Here is a 25,031-nt window from a genome sequence, read left to right as displayed (position 1 = left end):
GAATGAGCGTCCCGCTGTTCGTCGGCCTCACCACCGTCGACCTCTCCTACGCCGTCGACGCCTATCCGGTCGAGGACACCAAAACCCGTGCGCGCGACCAATTTCTGGGCGCCGGTGGACCGGCCGCCAATGCCGCGGTGGCCTGCGCGATACTGACCGGCGGTGCCCGGCTGCTCACCGCCGTCGGTCAGCATCCGCTCACCGCGCTGATCCGCGACGATCTACGGTCCCACGGTGTCGAACTCGTCGACACGACGGCGCGGCGTACCGACCCGCCGCCGATCTCGTCCATCGTCGTCGCGGCCGGTGCCGGGACGCGAACCGTTGTCTCGCTGGACGGTTCGGGCATCGAGGTGTCCTTCGACGACGAATTCGCGGCCCTCGTCCGGGACGCCTCGGTGGTGCTCGTCGACGGACATCACCTCGAACTCGCCCTCGGCATCGCGCGGGTGGCGCGCGACGCGGGAATTCCGGTGGTGCTCGACGGGGGCCGCTGGAAGCCGGAACACGCGGAGTTGCTGCCGCTGGTCGACATCGCCATCTGCTCGGCCTCGTTCGCGCCGCCGGACTCCCGGGACGTGTTCGCCCACCTGCACCGGATCGGGGTCCACGCGGTCGCCGTCACGCGCGGGCAGCAACCGATCATGTACTCCGCCGACGGTGTTCGGGGCGAGATCACGGTGGAGGACGTGGACGGCGCGGATACGCTCGGCGCCGGGGACATCCTGCACGGCGCGTTCTGCGCGTACCACTCCCGCGGCCACGACTTCGTCGACGCGCTCACCCGCGCCGCCGCGGTCGCCACCCTGTCGTGCCGGTTCTTCGGTACCCGCGCGTGGGGCGACCGGCTCGGTGAATGGGCCGAATGAGGTGACCGCGCCGCGCATCGCGCCGGGACGGGCTGGAGTCGCACTAACGAATCAGCCGGTCAGATGCACGCCGTACCGGCTCACCGAACCGGGCGGATACGGTAGCCGCCGGGGACCGCGCGCAGCACGAGATCGGCCCGGTCCGCGGTCCGCGCGATGAGACGGGCATTCGCCAGGTCACTGCCGGCGACCATGGCCTGCGCGCGATCCGGTGATTTACCGCCGCGCCGATGCCGGCGCAGCAGGCGCTGTTCGATGACCGATTCCTCGGCATCGAGGTACCAGACCTCGTCGAGATATACCCGCACCTCACGCCACCCCGGCCGATCCAGCAGAAGGTAGTTCCCTTCCACGATCGCGACCCGTTCGCCGGTGAAGGTCACCGCATCGGGGATCGGGTCGTGGCGGGCTCGATCGTAGACCGGCCACGGCACCGGCACGCCGATCGCACTGTCGCGCAGCGTCCGAAGCCGCGCGACGAACGCCGCCACCTCGAAGGTATCGGGCTGCCCTTTGCGACCGAGCGCGCCGGAGTCACGCAGCTCTGCCGAGGTCCGATGAAATCCGTCCATCCCCGCCACCTCGGCGGACACCCCCCGACTCCGCACCGCCTCCGCCAAACCCTGTGCCAGCGTGGACTTTCCGGCTCCCGGCGGTCCGGCGACCCCGATCAGGTACCGGCGCCCGCCCGCACCCTCCGCGGCCCGCACGATCCGCGCCGCCAGCTCACCCGGGCCCATCACCTGCGCCGACACCGGACACCTCCTTCACCGCGCGGTCGATCTCACTTCCTGTCGGCGAGTACCGATCGACCATGATCCACGCATGACGTTCCCGCCGCTTCCGCACTGTGCCGGAGTCGATGACGGCCGCCCATCCGGAGATGTACCACGATCAGCCATCGGCCGCCTACACCCTGCCGATCCACGCGGCCGGTCCCTGATCGCAGGCCAGGCGTCCTGCCCTCGTCCGTGACAGCGGAAGGGAAGGCGGTTCGGGCTGTTCTCACTCCACCAGGATCACGAGCAATCGCCTGGGCCCGTGCACACCCTGCACGCGGGTCATCTCGATATCCACGGTGGCCGACGGACCGCTGATCCAGGTGGTCGGGCGGCGCGGGTCGAGACGCGGAACGACCTCCGGCAGTGCGGTTTTCACCTGTTCGGCGTGGACCACGCAGACGTGACAGTCCGGGACGAGGGTGGGCGCGCGGCGGCCCTGTCCGGCGTCGCCGTCCAGGACGATCGTGCCCGATTGCGCGATCGCCGCGGCGCAGGTGGTCACGACCGCGTCGACCGCGTCCAGTTCGAGCGTCGTCAGCGGCGGATCGTCGGTCACGACGCGGTGCTCGGAGCGGTCCGCCCACAGGGCCGTCCAGATGTCCGGCAGTCCGGGCGGCGTCAGCACCACCCGCGCCGACGCGTTCCGCAGCTCCCGGTCCACGGTCGCGGCGACCCCGGCCAGGGTGGTCCGACGCACTTGAGCGCCATAGCGTTCCAGTCGCTGTTCGAACAGCTCCAGGATCGCGCCACGATCGTCTGGGTCGACTCCCGGCGCGGTCCGCAGATAGTCGCGCGGCACGGCGACCGCGTCCACCGGTTCGCCGATGGCCTCGCGGACGCGTCGCAGAATCGTCTCGCGCGCATTCACGAGCCGCCCCCCTCGTCGTTGGCGCTCTCGTCGTCGTGGCGGCCGCCGTCGGTGCGCGCCCACCAGCGGCGAAACGATTCGGCGGGGATGTCGGGGACCCGCCGGCTGTCGGTCCACCCGCCCAGCGGACCGGGCAGATGCCGCTTCGGGACCGCGACGCCGATGCGCGCCGCCGAACGCACGGCCGCACCCCACAGCGCCGGATGGCTCATGAATCCCGCCATCGCGTCGAAGGCCGCCCGCTCGACCCGATGCTTCACCGCCGCCTCACCCTCGGCCACCCGATGGCGCAGGGCCAGCAGATTCCCGGTGATATCGATACGGACCGGGCAGACGTCGTCGCAGGCCCCGCACAGCGCCGACGCATACGGCAGCGAGGCGGTCTGCGGATCGTCGGCGCCCTTCAGCAACGGGTTGAGAATGGCACCGATCGGCCCCGGATAGACCGAACCGTAAGCCTGTCCGCCGGTGCGTTCGTAGACCGGGCAGATATTCATGCAGGCGCCACAGCGGATGCAGCGCAACGCTTCCCGCCCGAGCTCGTCGCGCAGCGCGCGGGTTCGGCCGTTGTCCACCAGGACCAGGTGGAAGACCGAGGGACCGTCCTGGGCGGTGACGCCGGTCCAGGTCGACACATACGGCGACATCCGCTCCCCCGTCGCGCTGCGGGCCAGCAACTCCAGATAGATCTCCAGATCGCGCCAGCTCGGAATCACCTTCTCGATGCCGGCCACCGTGATCAGCGTCTCGGGCAGGGTCAGGCACATCCGCCCGTTACCCTCCGACTCCACCATCACCACCGTTCCGCTCTCGGCGACAAGGAAATTCGCGCCGGTGATGCCGACCTTCGCGCGCAGGAACTTCTCCCGCAGATGCAGCCGCGACGCATCGGCGAGCGCCTGCGGATCGTCGGTCAGATCGTCCGGCGCGGGACGGCCGTGCTTGCCCATCTCGCGGCGGAAGATGTCGCGAATCTGGCTGCGGTTCAGGTGCATCGACGGCACCACGATATGAGAGGGCAGATCGTCGCCCAATTGCAGGATGATCTCGGCGAGATCGGTTTCGCGGGTGTCGATTCCGGCCGCCGTCAGCGCCTCGTCCAGGCCGATCTCCTCCGACAGCATGGATTTGGCCTTGACGATCTCCTTCTCGCCGGTCGCCCGGACCAGTGCGGTGACGACGGCGTTGGCCTCGGCGGCATCGGTTGCCCAATGGACCACTCCCCCAGCGCCTTCCACCGCACCGGCCAGTCGCTCCAGATAGATGTCGAGACGGCGCAGCACCTCGTCCTTGACCGCGGCCGCGGCGGTGCGCAGTTCCTCCCAGTCCGGTCGTTCGGCCACCAGGGCGTCGCGCTTGGCGCGGATGGTGTGGGTGGCACGGTGCACATTGGCGCGCAACCGGTCGTCCGCGGTCGCGGTCCGCGCGGCCTGCGGGAACGGCGGCCAGCCGACGAAACTCTTGCTCACGAGCGGGCTCCCGCGGCCACCGGCAGCCCGGGCATCGGCCCGTCGGCCTTCGTGCGCGCCAGGATTTCCACCAGATGCAGATCGCGCACCGCGGTCGCGTCGGCGGCCAGACGCCCGCCGATGTTCATCAGGCACGAATTGTCCACGGCGGTCACCACACTCGCGCCCGTCTCGCGCACGTGCGCCGCCTTGTCGGCGTTCATCGCGCCGGAGGCGGCGGCATTCTTCACCGAGAAGGTGCCGCCGAATCCGCAGCATTCGTCGGCCGCGGGCAATTCGACCAGATCGAGCCCGGCCACCGCGCGCAACAATCGGTAGGGGCGGTCGCCGATGCGTTGCACGCGTAGCGAATGGCAGGTCGGATGATAGGTCACCCGATGCGGGAAATAGGCGCCCACATCGACGACACCCAGATCGTCGGTGAGGAATTCGGTCAGCTCCCGGATTCTGGGCAGCAGCGCCTCGGCATCGCGGGCCAGCGCGTCGTCGCCGACCTGCTCGGCCACCACCCGGTAGAACTCGCCGGGCGCCGCGCCACACGAGGCCGACGGCACGACGATCCGGTCGTAGTCACCGAACACCGAGACGAAATGCCGGGCCATCTTCGCGGTGTCGGCCCGGTAGCCGGTGTTGGCATGCATTTGGCCGCAACAACTCTGGGCCATCGGAAAGTCGACCTCGACGCCGAGCCGGCGCAGCAACGCCACCGCCGCCCGGCCGGTTCCCGGATACATGACGTCGTTGACACAGGTGATGAACAATGCCGTACGCGCCGACATGCGGCCCCTCTCGTCACCGATGCCGCGGGCCGGGCACTGTTCTCGAGCGGCACCTCGATACGGATACTGGCGGACGATCCCGGCCAGAATACGCCGCACGCACCGCGGCGAGGCGGATCTACGGGCCGTGTGGGCCGCGGATCCGCCTCGCCGGCGGCATGCGTCAACTCACCGCATCCGCCCCGGTGAGCGGCGGCGGTTCGGAATCGAGTTCGGCCACTTCGGCATCGGTGAGCAGCCGGGACCGGATCAGGAACCGCACCCCCTCGGGAGCTTCGAGCGAGAACCCGCTCCCCCGCCCGGGAACCACGTCGACGGTCAGATAGGTGTGCTTCCAGTACTCGTACTGATCGGCGCTCATCCAGAACGGGGTATCGGCGCCGACCCGGTCGAGCAGTACATCCGAGGCGCCCACGCGGAATTCCCCGCGCGGGAAGCACATCGGCGCGCTGCCGTCACAACACCCGCCGGACTGATGGAACATGACCGGCCCGTGCTGACGAATCAGATCGTCCAGCAATGTCTGCGCGGCCTCGGTCAGGTCGACGCGGGTACCCATCAGAAGAAGCCGAGTTTGTTCGGCGAGTAGCTCACCAGCAGGTTCTTGGTCTGCTGGTAGTGATCGAGCATCATGCGGTGGTTCTCGCGGCCGATACCGGACTTCTTGTAGCCGCCGAAGGCCGCGTGCGCCGGGTAGGCGTGGTAGCAGTTGGTCCACACCCGGCCGGCCTTGATGCCGCGGCCCAGGCGGTAGGCGGTGTTGCCGTCGCGGCTCCACACGCCCGCGCCGAGGCCGTAGAGGGTGTCGTTGGCGATCGCGAGCGCCTCCTCGGTCGAATCGAAGGTGGTCACCGCGACGACCGGCCCGAAGATCTCCTCCTGGAACACCCGCATGTCGTTGGTGCCCTTCAGCACCGTCGGCTCGACGTAGAAACCGTTCGGCAGGCCGTCGACCTTGCGCTGGCTACCGCCGGTGAGCACCTCGGCGCCTTCTTTGCGCCCGATGTCGATGTAGGACAGGATCTTTTCGTACTGGTCGTTGCTCGCCTGCGCGCCGATCATGGTCTCGCTGTCGAGCGGATTGCCGCTGACGATCGCCTTGGTCCGCTCCAGGCAGCGCGCCATGAACTCGTCGTAGATGGAGGAGTGGATCAGCGCGCGCGACGGGCAGGTGCACACCTCGCCCTGGTTCAGCGCGAACATCACGAAGCCCTCGACCGCCTTGTCCAGGAACGCGTCGTCGGCGGCCATCACATCGGGCAGGAAGATGTTGGGGCTCTTGCCGCCCAGCTCGAGGGTGACGGGGATGATGTTCTCGCTGGCGTACTGCATGATCAGCCGGCCGGTGGTCGTCTCACCGGTGAACGCCACCTTCGCCACCCGCGGGCTCGACGCCAGCGGCTTACCGGTTTCGACGCCGAAACCGTTGACCACGTTGAGAACTCCCGGCGGAAGCAGATCGGCGATCAGCTCGACCACCTTCATGATGGAGGCCGGGGTCTGCTCGGCGGGCTTGAGCACCACCGCGTTTCCCGCGGCCAGCGCCGGCGCCAGCTTCCAGGTCGCCATCAGGATCGGGAAGTTCCACGGGATGATCTGACCGACCACACCCAGCGGCTCGTGGAAGTGGTAGGCGATGGTGTCGGCGTCGATCTCGCTGACGCCACCTTCCTGGGCGCGAATGGCCCCGGCGAAGTAGCGGAAGTGGTCGACGGCCAGCGGCAGGTCGGCGGCCAGGGTTTCACGCACCGGCTTGCCGTTGTCCCAGGTTTCGGCGACGGCCAGCTGGTCGAGATTCGCCTCGATCCGGTCGGCGATCTTGTTCAGGATGTTGGCGCGATCGGCGGCCGAGGTCGCACCCCACGCGTCGGCGGCACCGTGCGCGGCATCCAACGCCGATTCCACGTCCGCGGCCGAGGATCGCGCCACCTCACAGAAGGTTTCCCCGTCGACCGGCGACGGATTCTCGAAGTATCTGCCCTCGACCGGTGCCGTCCATTCGCCACCGATGAAGTTGTCGTAGCGGTCGGCGTAGGAGACGATGCTGCCTTCGGCGCCGGGCTTGGCGTAGATCATGACGGGTGCTCCTCGATGAGTCACGAAGGGTCGCATCACGACAGGGCTCGCCGTGATGTGGACCACTATGGGCCGCGAGGGTTGGCACAAGGTTGAACGCGGCGGGCGCGTCGCGATCAGCTTCGCAGCGCCCGATCGACTTCGCAGCGCCGATCAGCTGCGCAGTGCGCTGTGCAAACGCGCGGCGGCCACCGCGCGGCGCGCGTCGCGGGCGGGTAGCAGCCGCAGCGCGTGTTCGTGGATCTCGATGTCACCGGGCGCTTTCGCGCCGTAGTCCAGGGCGTATTCGGCCTCACCGGCCGACAGGACCGCGGTGCGGATACCGACTTCGAGGTGTTCGCGCCATTCGACGATGCCCGGTGTCTGCGAGCCCGGCAGCAGCGGGCCGCGATACAGCCGCACGGCGGTGGCGGTGTCCCCGGTCGCCAGGGCGGCGAGCATATCGGTGGCATCGCAGGACACCGGTGTGGTCAGCCGATAGACCCGATTGCTGATATCGCCGCCGGTGGCGCGGCGCAGATGTGAGACGTCGGCCTTGAGCGTGCTGGAACCGGTGGGCCGGTCGCCGTAGACGGCCAGCTGCAACCGTTCCGGGGTGTAGCCGTCGGGTTCGAGGGCCAGCAGGGTCAGGATTTCGAGCAGCCGGCGGCGCAACCGCAGCGGCCGCCCGCCCCTGGTCAGTCCGGCGGCGCCGAGACATTCCAGCCGCACGCCCGCGGCCGTATTCGCCACGCCGCCTTGCAGTTTCGCCTCCACCGCGGCGGTGAGCGACAACACCGTGGACATGGCCAGCGGATGCGAACGATCCCAGGTGGTGGACAGATCCAGCACGCCGAGCTGCCGGCCGCCCGCGTCCCGGATCGGCGCGCAGTAGCAGACCCAGCCGTGCAACGCTTCGACCAGATGTTCGGCGGAGAACACACTGCTCGGGCGCCCGGTGTGCAATGCCAGCGACAGCGCGTTGGTGCCCATGTGGTTCTCGTCCCAGCGACCGCCGGGGGTGAAGCCGACCCGCTCGGCACGCCGTCGCATCACCTGACCGCCGTCGGACCACAGGATGGTTCCCGCTTCGTCGGTGACGGCGGCGACGAATCCGGCGTCGTGGGTGATGCTGTGCAGTTGATCGGAGAGTTCGGCGATCGGTCCGCGCAGCGGCGAATCGGCCCATTTCGACGCGACATCGCCGGCCACGGCGGGCGCGCAGTCGGTGGCCGGATCGACGAACGCGCGCGATCGCACCCAGGACTGCGCCACATCGGCCCGGGGCTGCGCCGCATCGGCATCGGGAGCATCGAGAGAACACACGGCCGGGGTCGCCGGGAGCTCGCGCGGGCTCGGAACCCAACGCGCCCACTGCCGTTCCAGTGCCGCGCGTCGCCGCAGCAGAGCACTGTCCTGTCCTGATCGCATCCGCATCTCACCCGTCGCCGCTCGGTCCGCGCCATGCGTTCCGGCGGTACCTGGGGCCGGGCCGCACATCGTCGGCTCGGCCCCATTGTCCAGCAGGCCGCCCCGCCGCGGGAGCGAAACCGGCCGGTGCGCACCGTCGAACTCGGCTCAGATGGGCGTCAATTCGAACAGCCGGAACCGGCGCGTGCCCGCCAGACGCTGTTCCATGGTGTATCCGGGCCAATAGGCCACCGCGCGAGCCCAGGCGTCCTCACGCTCGGATCCGCTCAGCTGCCGGACCCGCACCTTGATTCGCCTTCCGCCACTGTGTATTTCGGCGTCGGAGGCGGCGGCCAGATTCGCCGACCAGGACGGATGTTCCGGCCGCCCCCAGTTGGACCCGATCAGCAGATATCGCTCGGGCCCGTCCGGCACGTACAGCAGCGACACCGTCCGTGGCAACCCGGATTTACGTCCGCGCACCGTCAGCTCCATCGACGGCAGACCCGCCAGGTCGAGTACGCCGTGCCGGCCGCCGGTGAGCCGGCGGATGACGCGTTCCAGCACGATCACGACCGGACCGGTGCGCATCACCCACGGGATGCGGGCGATCGCGCGTCCCAGGGCCGACAGTGGATTGCCGATACGTGAGCGACGAGTGCGGTCCGACATGCCGGCCTACTGCGGGGTCGCGGCGCGCTTGGGCAGTTTCCAGCCCGGCCGGGGGAAGTGGCAGGTGTAGCCGTTCGGATAACGCTGCAGGTAGTCCTGGTGCTCCGGTTCGGCCTCCCAGAAATCGGACGCCGGGGTCACCTCGGTGACCACCTTGCCCGGCCACAGCCCGGAGGCGTCCACATCGGCGATCGTGTCCAGCGCGACCGCCTTCTGCTCGTCGTCGAGATAGAAGATCGCGGACCGATAGCTGCTGCCGACGTCGTTGCCCTGGCGATCCTTCGTCGACGGATCGTGGATCTGGAAGAAGAACTCGAGCAGGGCCCGGTAGTCGGTGCGCGCGGGGTCGTAGACGATCTCCACGGCCTCGGCATGGCCCGGATGGTTGCGGTAGGTGGGGTGATCGTTGCGCCCGCCGGTGTATCCGACGCGCGTGGAAATCACACCCGGCTGCTTGCGGATCAGCTCCTCCATACCCCAGAAGCATCCGCCTGCCAGAATCGCCGTGCGCGTGTCGGTCACGCTTCCTCCTTCGAATCGGGTCCCCGCCCCAAGTCTCGCACCGGTACAACCCCGGTGGGGGCCCGAAAAATCCCGCCGCGGCGCCCGCCTCGCCCGCCTTCTGCCTACCGCATACCCGCTCGCCGCGGGTATTAACGGACTACCCCCGGTCGTACCCCGCGGTCGACTCGGAACCCGTTGGCGCCGAGACTATTTCGGTGTGCATCGCGACGCGGGTGCCGTCGGCGCCGGTGGTGATCTCGACATCGCGCACCAGAGCGCGCATGATCGACAGTCCCCGCCCGCGCACCGGATCCGGAACCTCCGCGCGAGGTTCCCAGCTGCCGTGGTCGACGATGGTCAGGTACAGGTCCGACCCGCTGATCTCCCCGCGCAGACCCACCATGCCGGCACCCTGGCGGTAGCCGTGCTCCACGGCATTCGTGCAGGCCTCGTCCACCGCCAGCAACAGATCGTAGATCTGTTCCGAGCCGATTCCCCCGCGCTCGAGCCAGGCCCGCAGATCGTGGCGCACCTCGGCGATCCGGTCGGCCTGCGACGGGAAATTCGCCTCGAAGGGGGCCACCCGTAGCGGGTGCGGCTCGCGTATCGCGGGCCCTGGGGCGGGGTCGCCCGGGGGATCTGGAAATCCGCTCATGTCCTCATTCCGATCGCAACCGATGATCTCCACTCGATGATCTCCTCGGCATCCGCGATACCCCCTTTCCCGCACGCCATGCGACGCCGTCGGCCTACCTCAGTCGCGCAGCGCTTTCTCGCGCAGCTGTTTGAGCGTTCTCGTCAGGATCCGCGACACCTGCATCTGGGAACAGCCGAGTTCCCGCGCGATCTGCTCCTGCGTCATTCCGCCGAAGAAACGCATGGTCAGCACGTACCGCTCCTTCTCCGGCAGGGCATCGATAAGCGGCTTCACCGTCAGAGTGTCGTCGATCGAGCCGAAAGTCGGATCCACGTCACCCAGCGTGTCGAGGATCGCATTCCCGGAACGGCTGTCGTCCTCCGAGGTAGGCGTGTCCAGCGATTGGGTCTGATAGGCGTTGCGGGCGATCAGCGCCTGCGTCACCTCACCCAGATCGGCGTCCATCTCCTCGGCGATCTCCCGCGCCCGCGGCATCCGGCCCAGCCGTTGCGACAGCGTCTCCACGGTCGGTCCCAGCGCGGTCTGGATCTCCTTGATCCGCCGGGGCACCCGCAGCGCCCAGGTGTGATCGCGGAAGTGGCGGCGCACCTCGCCCATCACCGTCGGCACCGCGAAGGCCAGGAACGGCGACCCCTGCGTGGGATCGAACCGGTCGACGGCCGCGACCAGGCCCACTCGGGCGATCTGCAGGAGATCCTCGAAGTTCTCGCCGCGCCCGCTGAACTTGCGCGCGATGTGCTCGGCCAGCGGCAGACACCGGTTGATGATGCGTTCGCGCAGCCGGTCGTGCTCCGGGTCGTCCTCGGGCAGGGCGGCGAGCTCGACGAACAGCGGGGCGACGTCGTCGTAACCGTCGGGATGGCGCGCGGTGCCCGAACCGTTCTCAGTCGACATCGGTTCCGCCACGTGCCCAGCGGAACTCGACGACGGTCGGGTGCCCGCCCACGGATGCGTCGTAGTCCGAACTCTCGGTCTTCACCCACTGGGTCAGCGTCGAGACGATATGCCAGCCGAAGCTGTTGGTATCCGGGCTGCCCGCGGTCGTGGTGACGGCGGCTACGCGCACGTCCATGGTGGTTTCGGTCGCGGTGAATGTGCAATCGATCACCGATTCGGCGGCCGCGTCCACGATCAGCGCGCTGACCACCTCGTCGACGGCCAGACGGATATCGGTGGCCTCATCGATACCGAAATCGGCGACCAGAGCGACGGTTTCGGTCAATGCCCGGACCATCATCAATTGCGCCGCATCGGCCGGTACCTGGAATCCGACCGCAGTGGTCCCCGCGTCCGGGGACACTTTCTCGACCATGCCCATTCGTTGCTCCCAAATATCGTGCCGCGAAACGATTTCACAGCGTACGCGAGCGCCCGCCCGGCGCCCTCCGATCGAAGTGAAGGCCCCCGTTCGGATCGCGCCGAAACGGGTATGTTGGTCAGCGGCGAATCGTCGCCACGCCGCGGACAGCGGCGCAGATCGAAATACGCCGGAGGTATCGAAGTGGCGAAATGCGGTACGAATCGCCTCGCGCTGGGGTCGACCCGATGAGCGGCGAACGGGTGTCGCCGCTGCTGCGCACCGAGCAGCGCACGGAAGGTTCGGCCGTGGTCGTGACCGTGGCCGGTGAAGTGGACATGAACTCCGCGCCGGAGCTGCAATCGGCCCTCGACCAGGCGCTGCAGGCCGAGCCCACGACCGTGGTGCTGGACATGACCGAGGTCGGCTTCCTCGGGTCGGCCGGGCTGAGCGTACTGCTCGCCACTTCGCAGTCCACCGCGACGGGAGGCCTGAGGGTGGTCGCGTCGCCCGCGGTGCGGCGCCCGATCGAGGTGACGGCGCTGGACGCGTTGCTGCGGCTGTTCCCGACGGTCGCGGACGCCCTGGCCGCGCCGGAGCAGACCACCTCGGCCTGATCCGGCGCCCATCCGGCGCGTTTCTCGCCGCCGGCTTCATCGCTGGCGTGGCAACCGGACGACCTGAACGAAGAATTCGTCGATGTGCTTGATCGCGGCGATGAATTGATCCAGGTCGACCGGTTTGGTCACATAGGCGTTCGCGTGCAGCCGATAACTGCGCAGAATGTCCTCCTCGGCCGCCGACGTGGTGAGCACCACCACCGGAATATGGCTGAGGTCCGGATCGGATTTGATCTTTTCCAGAACCTGGCGGCCGTCGTATTTCGGCAGGTTCAGATCGAGCAGAATCAGATCGGGCCGCGGCGCCTGCGCGAATTCCCCCTGCCGGTACAGGAAGTCGAGCGCCTCCTGGCCGTCGCGGGCGACGTGCAATGTATTGCCGATCTTGTTGTCCTCGAACGCCTCCCGGGTCATCAGCTCGTCGCCGGGATCGTCCTCCACGAGCAGGATGTCGATGGGCTGGCTCACCGGTGCGGTCATGCGTCGGCTCCTTCGGATACGAGTTCGGTGGATGCGGGTCCGGCGGCCTGCGTCGCCATGGTGAAGCGGAATCGGGCGCCACCGGTGTATTCGGTATCGATCCACAGATTGCCGCCGTGATACTCGACGATCTTCTTGCACAGCGCCAGGCCGATGCCGGTGCCGCTGTAATCCTCCCGGTTGTGCAGACGCTGGAAGATCACGAAGACCTTGTCCGCGAATTCCGGCGGGATACCGATCCCGTTGTCGGACACCGAGAAACGCCATTCGTCCGGATGATCGCCCGGCTCGCATTCGATGCGCACCACCGGCGCGGTGCCGGGGGTACGGAATTTCACGGCGTTGCCGATGAGGTTCTGCCACAGCATGGTCAGCAGCGTCGGCTGGCCCGAGATTTCGGGCAGCCGCTCCGGACGCTCGATCACCGCGCCGGATTCCTCGATCGCACCGGACAGGTTGTCCAATGCCGAATCCAGCATCGCGTCCAGTTCGACGACCTCGTCGCCCTCGATCACCCGGCCCACGCGCGAAAACGTCAGCAGATCGTTGATCAGCCGCTGCATCCGCTTGGCGCCGTCGACGGCGTAGTCGATGTACTGTTTGGCCCGCTCGTCGAGCTGATCGCCGTAGCGCTTCTCCAGTAGCTGGCAGAACGCGGCGACCTTGCGCAGCGGCTCCTGCAGGTCGTGGGAGGCGACGTAGGCGAACTGCTCCAACTCGGCATTCGAGCGGCGCAGTTGCACCGTCTGGCGATCCAGATCGTCGGCCTGCCGGGCGAGTAGTTCCTCCTGCGCCCGCGAGGACCCCAGTTCGGAGACGATGCGCACGCGCATCTCCTCGACCGCCTCGGCGACGGTCGCCAGGTCGGCCGGCCCGTGCGCCTCGATGTGATGATCGAATTCGCCGGCCGACACCCGCCGGGACGCTTCGGTGAGATCGTCGAGCGGGCGGGCGACCAGCCGCCGGATCAGCACGGTCAGCGCCAGGCCGGTGAGCAGGATGAGGACGACCACCGCGATCAGCACACCGTCGCGCAGAGTGCGCGCGTTGTCCAGGTCGTGGCGGTCCCGGGCGATCGCGGCCGCCGAATCCGCGTTCTGCACGGCGAACGTCGTGCGTATCTCGTCGAACAGGCCCTTGCCCCGGGTGACCATGGCGGCGGATTCGGCCGGCGACACCTTGCCGGCCGCCGCGATCATCGGCTGCACGTATTCGGTACGCCAGCGCTGAGCAGCGGCCTCGACGGCGTCCAGATCGCCGAGCAGCGTGGTGTGACCGGCGGCCACCTCACGCAACCGTCCCGCGGCGGCGGCCTCGTCGGCGACACCCTGGTTGTAGGGCTGCAGGAACTGCTCGTCGGCCGAGATCGCGTAACCGCGCAGGCCGGTTTCCTGGTTGATCAGGGCGGCCTGTAGCCGGTATGCCTCGGTCGCGGCGGGCTGGGCACGATCGAGCAGCCGGTCTTCGATGGCGTCGGTGCGGGAGATCATTTGCGCGGCGGCGATCGCACCGGCGATCACCACCACGAGCATCAGGGCGACGACCAGCTGAAACCACGTCTGTGCGGTGAGCCGGCCGACGATCCCATCGCGGTGTCGGACGTCGTTCACCGGGCCTGCTCACCCCCGTGCCAGCGCAGATAGACGATCGCCAGATCGTCGTCGAGTCCTCCGGCCGGGGCGGCCGCGGATTCGACCTGACCCAGCAGTTCGTCGAGATAGCGGGCCGGCTGTTCGACCGACACTCCCTTCGCCATCGCGAGCAGGCCGTCCTCGCCCAGCCAGTCGCCGGTGCCGGTACGCACCTCGAACAGGCCGTCGGTGAACAGCACCAGTCCGGTACCGGGGGGCACGGTCACTTCGGTGACCGGCCAGTCCGCGATGCCGGGCATGAAGCCGAGTGCCGGTCCGCCCGCAACCTCCAGCCATTCGGTGCCGGTCGGCGAATGCACGAGCATGCCGGGATGACCGGCCCGGATCACCTCCACGGCACCTCGGCCGGGCGGGGCGTACAGCGTGGTGAGCGTGGCGAACGTCTGAGGGCCGGTGCGCTCGGCGACCAGCACCTCCTCCAGCAGCTGCAGCTGACGAGGTCCGGTGATGCCGCTGAATACCAGTGTGCGCCAAGCCAATCGCAGGCCCACGCCGATCGCGGCCTCGTCCGGGCCGTGACCGGCCACATCGCCGATCAGCGCGTGCACCGTGCCGTCGGCCTCCTGCACGACGTCGTAGAAATCACCGCCGAGCAGCGAATGCGCGCGACCGGGGCGATACCGCGAGACCACATCGACGATCGGCGCACCGCGCAGCAGCGGTTTGGGGAGCAGTCCGCGTTCCAGGCGCGCGTTCTCCTGGGCGCGCATGGTGCTCGCGCGCAGGGCCGCGGTGGTGCGCTCGGCCTGCTTGCGCTGAATCGCATAGCGCACGGCCCGGCCGAACCACTCCGGCTCGACCCGGCCCTTCACCAGATAGTCCTGGGCGCCGGCGGCCATCGCGGCCAGCCCGGTCTGTTCTTCGTCCAGGCCGGTCATCACCACGACCGCGACCTGATCGGTGTATTCCCGCAACTGCGCGAGCGCGTCCAGGCCGTGGGAATCGGGCAGATTCAGATCGAGCAGCACGCAGTCGGGCAGGCCCGCGGCCAGCCACGCCCCCGCTTCGGCGAGCGAGCGCACATGTTCCAGGCGCACGCCGGGCGCCCCGTCGGCGACGAGCTCCTCGACCAGCAGGGCATCACCCGGGTCGTCCTCGACCAGCAGGATCGTCTGTCCGAGCGGCGACGCGGTGCCCAGCGGCGTGACGCCGTCGAGGGGTGGCCGCACGGTGGAACCGCGGCTCTCGTCTCGAACGGATGCGGAATTCGGACCCTCGGACGAGTGGCCCGCGGAACGGCTGGATACATCGCGAAACCGCGGGGTCTGTTCCGTCACCGCGACCGTGCGGGGGCGCGGAGCACCGTCGATGCGACGAATGCGCACGGTATCGGCCCGCAGCGCACCGGCTGCCTCGGACCGCGACGAGGGAACAGCAACCGTGCCTGGGACGGCACGCTTCGACAATGCTGCCTCCGATCAACGAAGTGGCGGCTCGAGCGCACGCCGACTTGCTCAGCGGCCCGTTTTTCGACCGTGAGGCTTGCCGATCCTATCGGAACCCGGCCGAACACGCTGCGCGCACCGGGGGGCAGGCCACGATCAGGACGTCGCGTCGGCACCGGCACGAGGCCGGAGAAGAGGCTGATGTACAACGGTTTTCGCTACGAGAGGCGCCGCCCCGCGCAGGGCGTCAGAGGTGCGCCGAAGGCGCAATTTCGCCGTCCATACCGCGACCACCGTCGCATGCACCGCGATGACGATCAGTGATACCGAGCCGATCACCATGAGCAACGCAACCACGACTGTCCCGGTCCTCTCGAAGTGGATGTCCTGTGTACCGACGACAAGATGCCCCGAAACCCTCATACCAAACAGATAACGCGCGCGGGGCACGTCACATCCCGTCCGACCTGGCGTAACACCCGACCGCCACACAGCGGATACTGTGAAGGTGAGTACGGAACAGTCGCCGCGCATCGCGCCGCTCCACCCCTTGACGAGCGTGCTCGGCGCACAACCTTGCGATCATGTCGGCTGGTTCCGATTCTGGTTCGCCGATCAGCGCTGGGAATGGTCGGACGAGGCGGCGCAGATGTACGGGTATCCGAGCGCCGACACCGAACCCACCACCGAACTGCTCATGTCGCACAAACACCCGGACGACCGGGAGGAACTGGCGGCCAGCATCGAGATCTCGGTGAAAACCGGCGAGCCGATCTGCGGTCAGCACCGCATCGTCGACACCGGCGGTGACACCCACGAGATCATCGTCGTCGGCGAACAGCTCACCGACGACGATGGCACGGTGGTCGGGGCCAGCGGATATTTCGTCGACGTCACCGAGACGATCGCCGAGGAGCGCAACGACGCGCTGTCGGAGGTGCTGCCCGAGGTGATCGAGTCGCGCGCGGTGATCGAACAGGCCAAGGGCGCGCTGACGCTGGCCTACGGCATCAGCCCCGAACAGGCGTTCCGGGTACTGAGCTGGCGTTCCCAGGAAACCAACACCAAACTGCGGGATCTGGCCGCGCAGTTCGTGCACGAGTTCCGCCGCCTCAACGGCGAGAACACCGCCCTGCGCAGTCGCGTCGACCATATCGTTCTGACCGCGCACCGCCTCATCTCGCACGACTGAGCGCACCGGTCGTCGCACCGGCCGCGGGGCTCGGCGCGACGACCTTCCCCGTGCGGTCAGGAGGCCGCGTCGGCGACGACGATCTCGCGGATCGGGCCGGTGCCGATGGCCGTCGCATGGGCGTCGATACGCACTTCGGTGCGGCCGCGGATGGCGCGATCGCAACGCTCGGCCAGGTCGTGGCGATCGGTGCCCGGTTCCTCGATCGGCAGCAGGACGAGTTCGGCGACGATCCCCTTGGCGCGCAGGACGCGGCGGGCCGAGTCGATGAAGGTGTCCACGCCGACGAAGCCGGGGACCGTCGACGTCTCGCCGGTGGGGTCCAGATAGCGCAGCCGGACCGGCTGGACCGGCGTGACGGTGTCGACCGCGGCCTGGAACAGGGCGGGGCGCAGCCGGCCGTGGGCGCGGCCACACCAGGTGGTGCCCTCGGGGAACATGCCGACCCGCTCCCCCGCCGCCAGTCGCGCCGACATCGCCGCGATCACCTCGGGCAACTGCCGCAACCGCTCCCGATCGATCGGGATCACGCGCATGAGCCGGGCCAGTTGCCCCAGCACCGGCCACGACACCAGATCGCCGCGGGCCACGAAGCCCATCGGCGAGACCGCCGCCAACGCCAGCACATCGGCCCATCCGACGTGCCCGGCCACCACCAGCAGACCGCGCCCGGAATCCGCCGGGCCGTGCACCGCACCCTCGTCGACCGCGCCACGCTCGTCGACGACTCGCAAAGCGATTCCGCAGCAGCGCAATACGGCCCGTGCGTACCGGCGATGCAAGCCCGTCCGCCGGGCAGCCGGCGTCACCACATTGACCACCGGAAACGCCACCAGCAACCCCACCACACCCGCGATCCGCGCCACACTCCGCACCGCACCCGCGGTATCGGGCACGGCCACACAGCCGGCGCCGCACGGACTCGCGGGCATCCACGCGTGGACTGCCGGCGGTTGCGCCATCGGCCGAGGATCGAACGGCGTCTGCGCCGCGCCGACGGGGTCGGCCACCGCCGGGCCGACGGTGTTCGCGCTGCTTCGTAAGTCGGTTGTCTCGGTCATCGTGCTCCTCCGCCCGTATCGCGGGCCCGCGCGGCATCGGCGTCCGCACGAGCGTCTGTGCTTTCCGACGCGCGAGCGTCCATGGCTCCCGCGGCGCTCCGCAGGCGTTCCAGGTAGCGGGTGTTGATGGTTTCCAGGCCCAGGAGGGCGACGAAATCCGCGACGCCGAAATCCGGGTCGTGGGCCGGTTCACCGCAGATCTCGGCGCCCAGGCGCAGATAACCGCGCAGCAGCGGGGGAAGTTTCGGCCGGGCCGGGGCGTCCAGTTCGTCGAGGCCGCGGCCGTCGACCACGACCGGGTGGTAGGGGCGCACGCGGCGAGCCGGATCACCTGCGTGCTTGCTCAGCAACAGATCCCGGACCGCGGCCACGTTGGCGCCGGGCGGATCGGCGGGCGTGTCGCGCATCGGCACCGAGACACAGCCCATCACCCAGTCGTAGCCGGTGAGCTGGATGTAGTGCAGGATTCCGGCCCACATCAGCGTCAGCACCGAGCCGTTGCGATGGTCCGGAACCACGCAGGCGCGGCCCATTTCGACGATCCGGCGACCCTCGGGGTCCATGGCGCTCAGATCGAATTCGGTCGCCGTGTAGTACCCGCCGGCCGCGCGCACCTTGTCGGGCGGCAGCATCCGATAGCAGCCGACGAAGTCGCCGGACGCCTCGTCGCGGACGAGCAGATGGTCGCAGTGCTCGTCGAACCGGTCGGCGTCCAGGCCGTCGGCACTGAAGGGAATATCGAATCCGGGTTCGCCGGCGAACACCCGGTAGCGCAGCCGCTGCGCGGCGCGGCGATGGTCGAGATCGGAGGACACAACCAGGGAGTACTGTGGCGCCGCCACCCCTGGGCCTGTCGTGCGGGTCGGGTTCAGCACGGACGATGGCGTCATGATGTCGATGAAGCCAGTCCGATTCGGCGAGGCGGCGACGTTCGAGTGTCGAGCGAATGCCAGTCCGGTGAACGAGATCCCCGTCACACCGAACGTTCACTGCGTCGTTCCCCCGAGTTGGCCCACTCGACCGAAACCGCCGCGCCGGAGCACCGGCGCGGCGGCGGTGAGCTGAGCAGCGGTTCAGGCGTTCTCGCGGGCGAAGCTGCGAGCGCCGACCACCATCAGCGCGACGGCGACCGCCACCGTCAGACCGGTGCCCAGATAGACCTCGGTGACCCCGAAATCACCGCGGAACAGTGCCCGCGCGGCCTCGACGGTGTGCTGGAACGGATTGACGTCGGCGACGATCCGCAGCCAGTGCGGCGCCAGGCTCATCGGCAGCAGGATACCCGACAGCAACATCAACGGCACCGAGACACTGTTGAGCACCGATGCCAGCGTGTCCTCCGAACGCGCCCACAGTGCCAGGGCATAGGAGCCAGAGGCCAGACCGGCGGCCATCACCGAAATCAGCAGCACCGAGGCGATCAGCCCGAAAGCGTTGGGGCGCAACGAGAACGCCGCCATCGCGACCGCGACCAGGACCAGCGCCTGCACGATCAGCACGACCATATCCTTGAGTACCCGGCCCACCAGTAGTGCGCCACGGTGGGCCGGGGTGACGCGCTGGCGTTCGATCACGCCGGCCCGTAGTTCCTGCACCATCGCGAACCCGGCGAACATGGACCCGAACAGCCCGACCTGGATCACCAATGCCGGCGTCAGTACCTTCCACGGGTCGGTATCGGCGCCCAGCGCCGGTGCGATCGCCTTCACCAGCGGACCGAACAGCACCAGGTACAGCACGGGCTGACTCAATCCGATGATCACCCACACCGGATTGCGCAGCTGGGTGCGCAGTTGCGACCAGAACACCAGCCCGGTCTCCCGCAGAAACCTCATTTTCCCTCCCGCAGCGAACGCCCGGTGACGGTGAGGAACACGTCGTCGAGGCTCGGTCGTTTCACGGTCAGCGCACCGGGCACGATGCCGTGCTCGTCCAGTGCGCGCAGCAGCGGCACGACGGCGGCATCGCCGCGCGCCACCGTCAGATGAACCAGTCCGTCGGCACGCAGTTTCGAGCGCAACTCCAGCACCGAATCGGCGATCTCGATCGCGAGATCCGCTTGCGCGTCGGCGATCTCGAGGCTGATCACATCGCCGGAGATCCGCCGTTTCAGCTCGTCCGGGGTACCGGAGGCGACGATGCCGCCGTGGTCCATGACCAGGATCCGGTCGCACAGCGCGTCGGCTTCGTCCAGGTAGTGCGTGGTGAGCACGATCGTCGTGCCCTGGGACCGCAACCGCCGCACGTGGTCCCAGAGGTTCGCCCGGCTCTGCGGGTCCAGTCCGGTGGTCGGCTCGTCCAAATAGACCAGCCGCGGCCGATGCACCAGGCCGAGTGCGATGTCGACGCGGCGGCGCTGCCCACCGGACAGTTCGCGGCAGCGGCGACGGCCGAGTCCGTCGAGTTCCAGTGTCCGCAGCAGATGTTCGGCACTGACCGTCGCCTCGGCCTTGCTCAGCCCGAAAAGCCTTGCCTGCAGGACCAGTTGGTCGATGACCAGCTCCTCGTCGTTGGTCATGCCGCCCTGCGCGACGTACCCGATGCGGGCCCGCACCTCGCGCGGGGCCAGGCGCAGATCGGCGTCGGCGATCCGCGCCTCGCCCGCGGTCGGCGCGAGCAGCGTCGCGATCATCCGCAGGGTGGTGGTCTTACCGGCGCCGTTGGGACCCAGCAGTCCCACGATCTCGCCTTCGCGGACCTCGAAGTCCAAGCCGTTCACGGCCTGCACCGGTCCTGTTTTCGTCGTGAACGTCCGTGCCAGCCCCCGCACCCGGATCGCCGAGGTGCGGGTGCGGTCACGAACGGTAGCCGTCGTTTCCATACCGCTCACGGTAGGAAGGACGGCTCAAATAGTCAAGCTTTACTATTCAGTCTTGATCAACGGCGGCTCCCGCCTGATCCCGCGCCTGGTCGAAGATCCTGTACGGCGCCGAAGACCAGACATCCAGCTCACCGTTCTCGATGCGCTGCAGGGTTTTTCGCGACCACTCCAGGTCGGCGCGAGTATGAGCGGCGGCCAGCGCCACAGCGTCGGCCACGTGATACGGCTCGGTTTCGGTCGGATCTCCGCTGCCGGACAGGATCCGCTGCTCCTCCCGCTCGAAGTAGCCCAGATCGGCCTCGAACTTCAGGATGCGGCTGCGCAATGCCGCGATCACATCGCCGCGCGGCGCGAACGGGAACAACGCCACCGCGGCGTGATACGGATGTTTCGGCTGCTCGGCCGACCACAGACCCTCCCGGATCAGATCGGCGAGTACCTTCTCCCCTTCGGATGTCAGCCGGTACGTGGTCCGCTCCGGTCGCGCGCCGTCCTGGCCCACACCCTCGACGGCGATGAGCCCGTCGCGCTCGAGGGTGTTCAGCGCACCGTAGACCGAGCCGGGTTTGACGTTGGCCCATTCGTCGGCATGCCAGGACAGCAGCTCACGCCGCACGTCGTAGCCGTGCACGGGTTGCAGCAGCCGCACCACGGCCAGTACCAGCAGTCGAGTCGTCGGAACAGCCATACCGAAAATTCTGCCCCCGCCGCCCGGCGGCCGCCGCCGCGACCCGGCCGATCACAACGGGTTATTCGAATCCCGTTCCGGCAGTGGGCGTTCGGTGATGACCGGGCGGCCCAGCGGATTGCGAACCCGGCGCTTGGCGGCCTGATAGACCTGAATCGTCTCCGCCGCCACCACATCCCAGGCGAAATCGGCGGTCAGCCGATCGTGAGCGGCGTAGGCGCGCTGCTGCGCCGCGATCGGATCGTCGAGCACGGCCGTCACGGCCTCGACCAGTCCGGTCACATCCGCCGGTTCGAAGGATGCCCCGGTGACCCCGTCGATCACCAGCTCACCGAGCCCGCCCGCGGTGGAGGTCACCAGCGGCGTTCCGGCCGCCGCGGCCTCCAGGGCGACGATGCCGAACGGCTCGTAGCGACTGGGCAGCACGATCGCGTCGGCACCGTGCAGCCAGCCCAGCAGTTCCGCATGGTCCAGGCGCCCGGCGAAATTCACCGCCCGCGCCACCCGGTGGACCCGCGCGCGCTCGCGCAACCATTCGAACTGCGTGCCCACACCCGCGATGGTCAGCGTGGCGCCCGGATGCGCGCGCCGGATCCGCGGCAGCGCGGCGATGGCGTCCTGGACGCCCTTCTCGTATTCGAGGCGGCCCACGTACAGCAGTCGCGGCGGGCCCGACCGCGGCGCGCGATCGCGAAATGTCCACGCCCCCACGTCGATTCCGTTGCGGATCACCGTCACCGGCACCAGTTCGGGGCCGTAGAGCTTGTCCACCTCGTCCTGCATCGAGGCCGAACAGGTGATGAGGGCGTCGGATTCGCGAGCCAGCCACCATTCGACCGAATGGACCTGCTTGTTGACCCGGCCCGAGACCCAGCCGCTGTGCCGGCCCGCCTCGGTGGCGTGGATGGTGGAGACGAGCGGCACGTCGTAGTACTCGGCGAGGGCGATCGCCGAATGCGCGACCAGCCAGTCGTGGGCGTGCACCACATCCGGCGTCCAGCCCTCGGCGATACCCGGTTTGCTCAGCGCGATACCGGCGCGGACCATCGCGTGCCCCATGGCCAGGGTCCAGGCGAGCATGTCCTCGCCGAAGTCGAAGGCGGGCGGATCCTCGGCGACCGCGACGACCAGCACCCGTTCCTCGATGAAGGTGTGGGTGGGATGCGTCGTGGCGTCGGTGCCCATCGGCCGGCGCGCGAGAACGACGACCTCGTGACCGGCGGCAGCCAGTTCGACGGCCAGATGATGGACGTGCCGGCCGAGCCCACCGACAACCACCGGTGGGTACTCCCACGACACCATCAAGATCTTCATGCCGATCCTTCTGTTGCTCCCGCCGAGCGGTGACCGACTGCGGGGATGTCCGTACCTCGCGCGTCGAGCCGTCGCGCGTCGAGAGCGGGGAAGAATCCGTCGGCCGCGTACCATCCTGCCGCCAACTGCCGTGCTTTGGCGAGTTGGCCCGCGGTGACCGCCGCGGCGATCTCGCGGACGGCGTGCGCGTGCTGATGCGCGCGGTCGCGAGCGTATCCGGCCGCGGAGTCCTTGCTGACCATGAACGCCCAGTCGCTCGACACCGCCAGAATCGCCTCGCGCAGCAGCTGATCGGCGACCGGATCACGCAGACCGTCGGACTGCGCGGCCATCTTGTCGAGCGTGTCCAGGGCCGCGCGCACGATCTCGGCGTTGAGATCGACCAGGTCGCGGACCTGATCCCCGGCCCACACCCGCCAGTCCTTTCCCGACCCCCACGACGAATCGGCCAGCTCGACCGGCGCGCCGACGAATCCGTCCGCCCGGGCGTCGGCCAGGGTACCGACGGTGACGCCGGCCTCGGGCAGGGCGCGCAACACCTGTTCCAGCCACTGCGGCCCCTCGTGCCACCAGTGGCCGAACAGTTCGGTGTCGAAGGCCGCCACCACCAGCGCCGGCCGGCCGATCCGCTCGGATTCGGTGATCAGCCGCTCGCGCACGGTCGCCACGAAATCGGCGACATCGCGCTCGATCGCCGCCGCGGCGGCCGCGGGATCGTAGGGCGCCTTGTCCGGACCCGCGACCTGCTTGCCGGTGACGCGCGCGGGTTTGAGGCCGGTCTCGTGGTCGTAATGGTGGAAGTCGCGGTAGTGGGCCTGGCCCGGGTAGCCCGATTTCGGCGACCACACCCGATAGCTGACCTGCAGATCCCGTCCGAAGGCGACCACGTCGCTGTCCCACACGGGGCGGCCGAGGGTGGTGTCGCCGCGCAGCGCCGGACCATCGACCATGAAATGCGTCACACCCGCTGCGGCATAGCCCTGTTCCATCCCCGGAGTGAAGCCACATTCCGGCGCCCAGATCCCCGCCGGGGTGTGTCCCCAGCGATGCCGCGCATCGGCCAGACCTTCGCGCAACTGGAAGTCACGCAGGCGTGCGTCGAGCAGAGGCTGGAACGGATGCGCCAGCGGACCGCCCAGTAGTTCGATCGCCTCGGCGTCGATGAGTTCCCGCCATACCGGCGAACCGCCGTGCCGCCACCGCTGTTCGAAATCGGCGAGGGCCTCCGCGGCCAGTGTGTGTTCGTAGCCGCCCAGTTCGCGCTTGCCGGCCATCGATGCCTCGTCGGCACGCATCTGCCAGTTCCCCAGCCAGTGATGCATGGCCGCCAGCGCGTGCGGATCGTCGAGCTGCGCGGCCAGCACCGGCGTGATGCCGAAGCTGAGCAGATGCGAACGTCCTTCCGCGGCAAGCGTTCTCAATACCCGGGCGACGGGCAGATAGGACGCCGCCCACGATTGATACAGCCATTCCTCACCCACCGGCCAGCGTCCGTGATGCACCAGCCACGGCAGATGGGAATGCAGGACCAGGCTGAACCGGCCCGGCACCGCCCGCGAATCGCTCACGGCTTCACCGCGATGGCGACCAGATCGAGGCTGGCATCGATCTCCGGATCCCACGCCGGGACGGCCGAACCGGGCGCCGGGCGCAGCTCGAAATCGTCGGTGCGCACCCCGGCCACCGCCGCGGTCAGTTCGGCCGGCCAGGGCTCACCGGCCAGCGCCCGTTCGATCTGCGCGTCGATGAACGAGCCGCCCCACTGTTCGTCGAGAGCCACCAGCGCCGGGCCGTGATGGACACCGGCCATCACGTCGACGCGGAATCCGGCCTGCTCCAGCAGTTCCGCGAGTTCGGCGGCGTTCAGCTCGCGAGTGTGGAAGGGGTTCAACGGCGTATCGCGACCGGGCGAGAAGGTGATCCGGTTCGGCGTGCTGATCAGCAACTGCCCGCCGGGGCGCAGCACCCGCAGGCATTCACGCAGGAATTGACCCTGATCCCAGAGATGTTCGATGACCTGGAAGTTCACCACCACATCGACGGAGGCGTCGTCGAGTGGCAGGTCGGCGAGATTGCCCTGGATCATCTCGACCCGCGGGTAGGCCGCACGAACGTGTTCCACCGCGCTGGTGTCGTAGTCCAGCCCGATCACCCGGGTGGCGACGTCGGCGATCATGTTCGCGCCGTAGCCCTCGCCGGAACCCGCCTCCAGAACCGTTGCCCCGCCGCAGCGTTCGAGCAGGCGCGCGTAGACGATCTCGTGTCGGCGGAACCAGTAGTTCTCCTCCGCGATACCCGGCACGGTCCGTTCGCCGGTCAGTGGCAGCGACTCCACCCCGGCAGACTCCCCGCTCACCGGGGAGGCGACAGCCTCACTCATTGGATCGACGTTAGCGGTTGCCTGTATCACACCGGCGTCCGGACCGGGCATGGAGAACATCACACCCTAAGTTAC

At 68.7% G+C, this 25,031-nt stretch carries 26 protein-coding genes; 3 read left to right on the top strand and 23 right to left on the bottom strand.

Features of this window, described 5'->3' with window-relative positions; all coding sequences use genetic code 11:
• The first annotated feature begins 2 nt into the window (after window positions 1–2).
• Window positions 3–869 carry a PfkB family carbohydrate kinase gene (locus tag IRT45_RS22500; RefSeq protein ID WP_194807802.1) on the top strand — a complete coding sequence of 289 codons (867 nt, stop codon included), beginning with the start codon at window positions 3–5 and terminating at the stop codon, window positions 867–869.
• Between the two features lie 80 nt (window positions 870–949).
• Here IRT45_RS22500 and IRT45_RS22495 read toward each other — a convergent pair whose 3' ends face one another.
• The 12 genes from IRT45_RS22495 to IRT45_RS22440 all read right to left on the bottom strand — a co-directional run bounded on the left by IRT45_RS22495 (window position 950) and on the right by IRT45_RS22440 (window position 11,378).
• Window positions 950–1,624 (bottom strand): nucleoside triphosphate hydrolase, encoded by a 675-nt coding sequence (locus IRT45_RS22495; RefSeq protein ID WP_309241102.1) that lies wholly within the window; start codon window positions 1,622–1,624, stop codon window positions 950–952.
• A gap of 250 nt (window positions 1,625–1,874) precedes the next feature.
• A complete protein-coding gene (locus tag IRT45_RS22490; protein ID WP_194807801.1) occupies window positions 1,875–2,519 on the bottom strand; it encodes an LUD domain-containing protein in 645 nt (214 codons plus the stop codon).
• Window positions 2,516–3,988 (bottom strand): lactate utilization protein B, encoded by a 1,473-nt coding sequence (locus IRT45_RS22485; protein ID WP_194807800.1) that lies wholly within the window; start codon window positions 3,986–3,988, stop codon window positions 2,516–2,518. Before IRT45_RS22485 ends, IRT45_RS22490 begins: the two co-directional genes overlap by 4 nt.
• Window positions 3,985–4,767 carry a (Fe-S)-binding protein gene (locus IRT45_RS22480; RefSeq protein ID WP_194807799.1) on the bottom strand — a complete coding sequence of 261 codons (783 nt, stop codon included), beginning with the start codon at window positions 4,765–4,767 and terminating at the stop codon, window positions 3,985–3,987. The genes IRT45_RS22485 and IRT45_RS22480 overlap by 4 nt, the downstream gene beginning before the upstream one ends.
• Window positions 4,768–4,930: 163 nt before the next feature.
• A complete protein-coding gene (locus tag IRT45_RS22475) occupies window positions 4,931–5,326 on the bottom strand; it encodes a DUF779 domain-containing protein (protein WP_194807798.1) in 396 nt (131 codons plus the stop codon).
• Window positions 5,326–6,843, bottom strand: a complete 1,518-nt coding sequence (adh, locus tag IRT45_RS22470; RefSeq protein ID WP_036504035.1) for an aldehyde dehydrogenase — start codon at window positions 6,841–6,843, stop codon at window positions 5,326–5,328. The genes IRT45_RS22475 and adh overlap by 1 nt, the downstream gene beginning before the upstream one ends.
• A 153-nt stretch (window positions 6,844–6,996) precedes the next feature.
• Entirely contained in the window at window positions 6,997–8,253 is a 1,257-nt protein-coding gene (locus tag IRT45_RS22465; RefSeq protein WP_194807797.1) for a transcriptional regulator, read from the bottom strand.
• Window positions 8,254–8,400: 147 nt separating this feature from the next.
• A complete protein-coding gene (locus tag IRT45_RS22460) occupies window positions 8,401–8,904 on the bottom strand; it encodes a nitroreductase family deazaflavin-dependent oxidoreductase (RefSeq protein ID WP_228534780.1) in 504 nt (167 codons plus the stop codon).
• 6 nt (window positions 8,905–8,910) lie between these two features.
• Window positions 8,911–9,378: a peptide-methionine (S)-S-oxide reductase MsrA gene (msrA, locus tag IRT45_RS22455; protein WP_255535590.1), complete on the bottom strand. Its 468-nt coding sequence runs from the start codon at window positions 9,376–9,378 to the stop codon at window positions 8,911–8,913.
• 187 nt (window positions 9,379–9,565) lie between these two features.
• Window positions 9,566–10,063, bottom strand: a complete 498-nt coding sequence (locus IRT45_RS22450) for an ATP-binding protein (RefSeq protein WP_194807796.1) — start codon at window positions 10,061–10,063, stop codon at window positions 9,566–9,568.
• A 99-nt stretch (window positions 10,064–10,162) separates the two neighbouring features.
• Window positions 10,163–10,960 carry an RNA polymerase sigma factor SigF gene (locus tag IRT45_RS22445; protein ID WP_194807795.1) on the bottom strand — a complete coding sequence of 266 codons (798 nt, stop codon included), beginning with the start codon at window positions 10,958–10,960 and terminating at the stop codon, window positions 10,163–10,165.
• Window positions 10,950–11,378 carry an ATP-binding protein gene (locus tag IRT45_RS22440; RefSeq protein ID WP_228534779.1) on the bottom strand — a complete coding sequence of 143 codons (429 nt, stop codon included), beginning with the start codon at window positions 11,376–11,378 and terminating at the stop codon, window positions 10,950–10,952. Before IRT45_RS22440 ends, IRT45_RS22445 begins: the two co-directional genes overlap by 11 nt.
• Window positions 11,379–11,611: 233 nt before the next feature.
• Here IRT45_RS22440 and IRT45_RS22435 point away from each other — a divergent pair, with 233 nt between their 5' ends.
• Entirely contained in the window at window positions 11,612–11,980 is a 369-nt protein-coding gene (locus IRT45_RS22435) for an STAS domain-containing protein (protein ID WP_194807793.1), read from the top strand.
• 36 nt (window positions 11,981–12,016) lie between these two features.
• Here the strand turns inward: IRT45_RS22435 and IRT45_RS22430 are convergent, their stop codons facing one another.
• From IRT45_RS22430 to IRT45_RS22420, 3 genes are all read right to left on the bottom strand, one after another.
• Window positions 12,017–12,463, bottom strand: a complete 447-nt coding sequence (locus tag IRT45_RS22430; protein WP_036504039.1) for a response regulator — start codon at window positions 12,461–12,463, stop codon at window positions 12,017–12,019.
• Window positions 12,460–13,995 carry a sensor histidine kinase gene (locus tag IRT45_RS22425; protein ID WP_194807838.1) on the bottom strand — a complete coding sequence of 512 codons (1,536 nt, stop codon included), beginning with the start codon at window positions 13,993–13,995 and terminating at the stop codon, window positions 12,460–12,462. Before IRT45_RS22425 ends, IRT45_RS22430 begins: the two co-directional genes overlap by 4 nt.
• A 74-nt stretch (window positions 13,996–14,069) precedes the next feature.
• Window positions 14,070–15,284 carry a fused response regulator/phosphatase gene (locus IRT45_RS22420; protein WP_309241100.1) on the bottom strand — a complete coding sequence of 405 codons (1,215 nt, stop codon included), beginning with the start codon at window positions 15,282–15,284 and terminating at the stop codon, window positions 14,070–14,072.
• Between the two features lie 724 nt (window positions 15,285–16,008).
• Here IRT45_RS22420 and IRT45_RS22415 point away from each other — a divergent pair.
• Window positions 16,009–16,692, top strand: a complete 684-nt coding sequence (locus tag IRT45_RS22415) for a PAS and ANTAR domain-containing protein (RefSeq protein WP_309241099.1) — start codon at window positions 16,009–16,011, stop codon at window positions 16,690–16,692.
• Between the two features lie 56 nt (window positions 16,693–16,748).
• Here IRT45_RS22415 and IRT45_RS22410 read toward each other — a convergent pair whose 3' ends face one another.
• The 8 genes from IRT45_RS22410 to IRT45_RS22375 form a co-directional block, all read right to left on the bottom strand.
• On the bottom strand, window positions 16,749–17,753 hold the full coding sequence (locus IRT45_RS22410) for a 1-acyl-sn-glycerol-3-phosphate acyltransferase (protein ID WP_228534778.1): 1,005 nt from the start codon (window positions 17,751–17,753) through the stop codon (window positions 16,749–16,751).
• Entirely contained in the window at window positions 17,750–18,643 is an 894-nt protein-coding gene (locus tag IRT45_RS22405) for a GNAT family N-acetyltransferase (protein ID WP_194807791.1), read from the bottom strand. The genes IRT45_RS22410 and IRT45_RS22405 overlap by 4 nt, the downstream gene beginning before the upstream one ends.
• Before the next feature lie 183 nt (window positions 18,644–18,826).
• Window positions 18,827–19,588 carry an ABC transporter permease gene (locus IRT45_RS22400; RefSeq protein ID WP_194807790.1) on the bottom strand — a complete coding sequence of 254 codons (762 nt, stop codon included), beginning with the start codon at window positions 19,586–19,588 and terminating at the stop codon, window positions 18,827–18,829.
• Entirely contained in the window at window positions 19,585–20,574 is a 990-nt protein-coding gene (locus tag IRT45_RS22395; protein ID WP_194807789.1) for an ATP-binding cassette domain-containing protein, read from the bottom strand. Before IRT45_RS22395 ends, IRT45_RS22400 begins: the two co-directional genes overlap by 4 nt.
• Before the next feature lie 46 nt (window positions 20,575–20,620).
• Window positions 20,621–21,262: a PadR family transcriptional regulator gene (locus IRT45_RS22390; protein ID WP_194807788.1), complete on the bottom strand. Its 642-nt coding sequence runs from the start codon at window positions 21,260–21,262 to the stop codon at window positions 20,621–20,623.
• Between the two features lie 51 nt (window positions 21,263–21,313).
• The gene (locus IRT45_RS22385; protein ID WP_194807787.1) at window positions 21,314–22,576 is read right to left on the bottom strand and encodes a glycosyltransferase family 4 protein; all 1,263 of its coding nucleotides are present in this window, start codon (window positions 22,574–22,576) and stop codon (window positions 21,314–21,316) included.
• Window positions 22,573–24,144, bottom strand: a complete 1,572-nt coding sequence (locus IRT45_RS22380; RefSeq protein WP_309241098.1) for a glycoside hydrolase family 57 protein — start codon at window positions 24,142–24,144, stop codon at window positions 22,573–22,575. The genes IRT45_RS22385 and IRT45_RS22380 overlap by 4 nt, the downstream gene beginning before the upstream one ends.
• Window positions 24,141–24,956, bottom strand: coding sequence for a bifunctional 2-polyprenyl-6-hydroxyphenol methylase/3-demethylubiquinol 3-O-methyltransferase UbiG (locus tag IRT45_RS22375; RefSeq protein WP_194807786.1), 816 nt, complete (start codon window positions 24,954–24,956; stop codon window positions 24,141–24,143). Before IRT45_RS22375 ends, IRT45_RS22380 begins: the two co-directional genes overlap by 4 nt.
• Window positions 24,957–25,031: the final 75 nt, after the last annotated feature.

The organism is Nocardia sp. BSTN01 (assembly GCF_015354405.1).
Taxonomy (GTDB): domain Bacteria; phylum Actinomycetota; class Actinomycetes; order Mycobacteriales; family Mycobacteriaceae; genus Nocardia.
The sequence above is the reverse complement of the archived record's forward strand: the minus strand, read 5'-3'. Positions and strand labels throughout refer to the sequence as shown.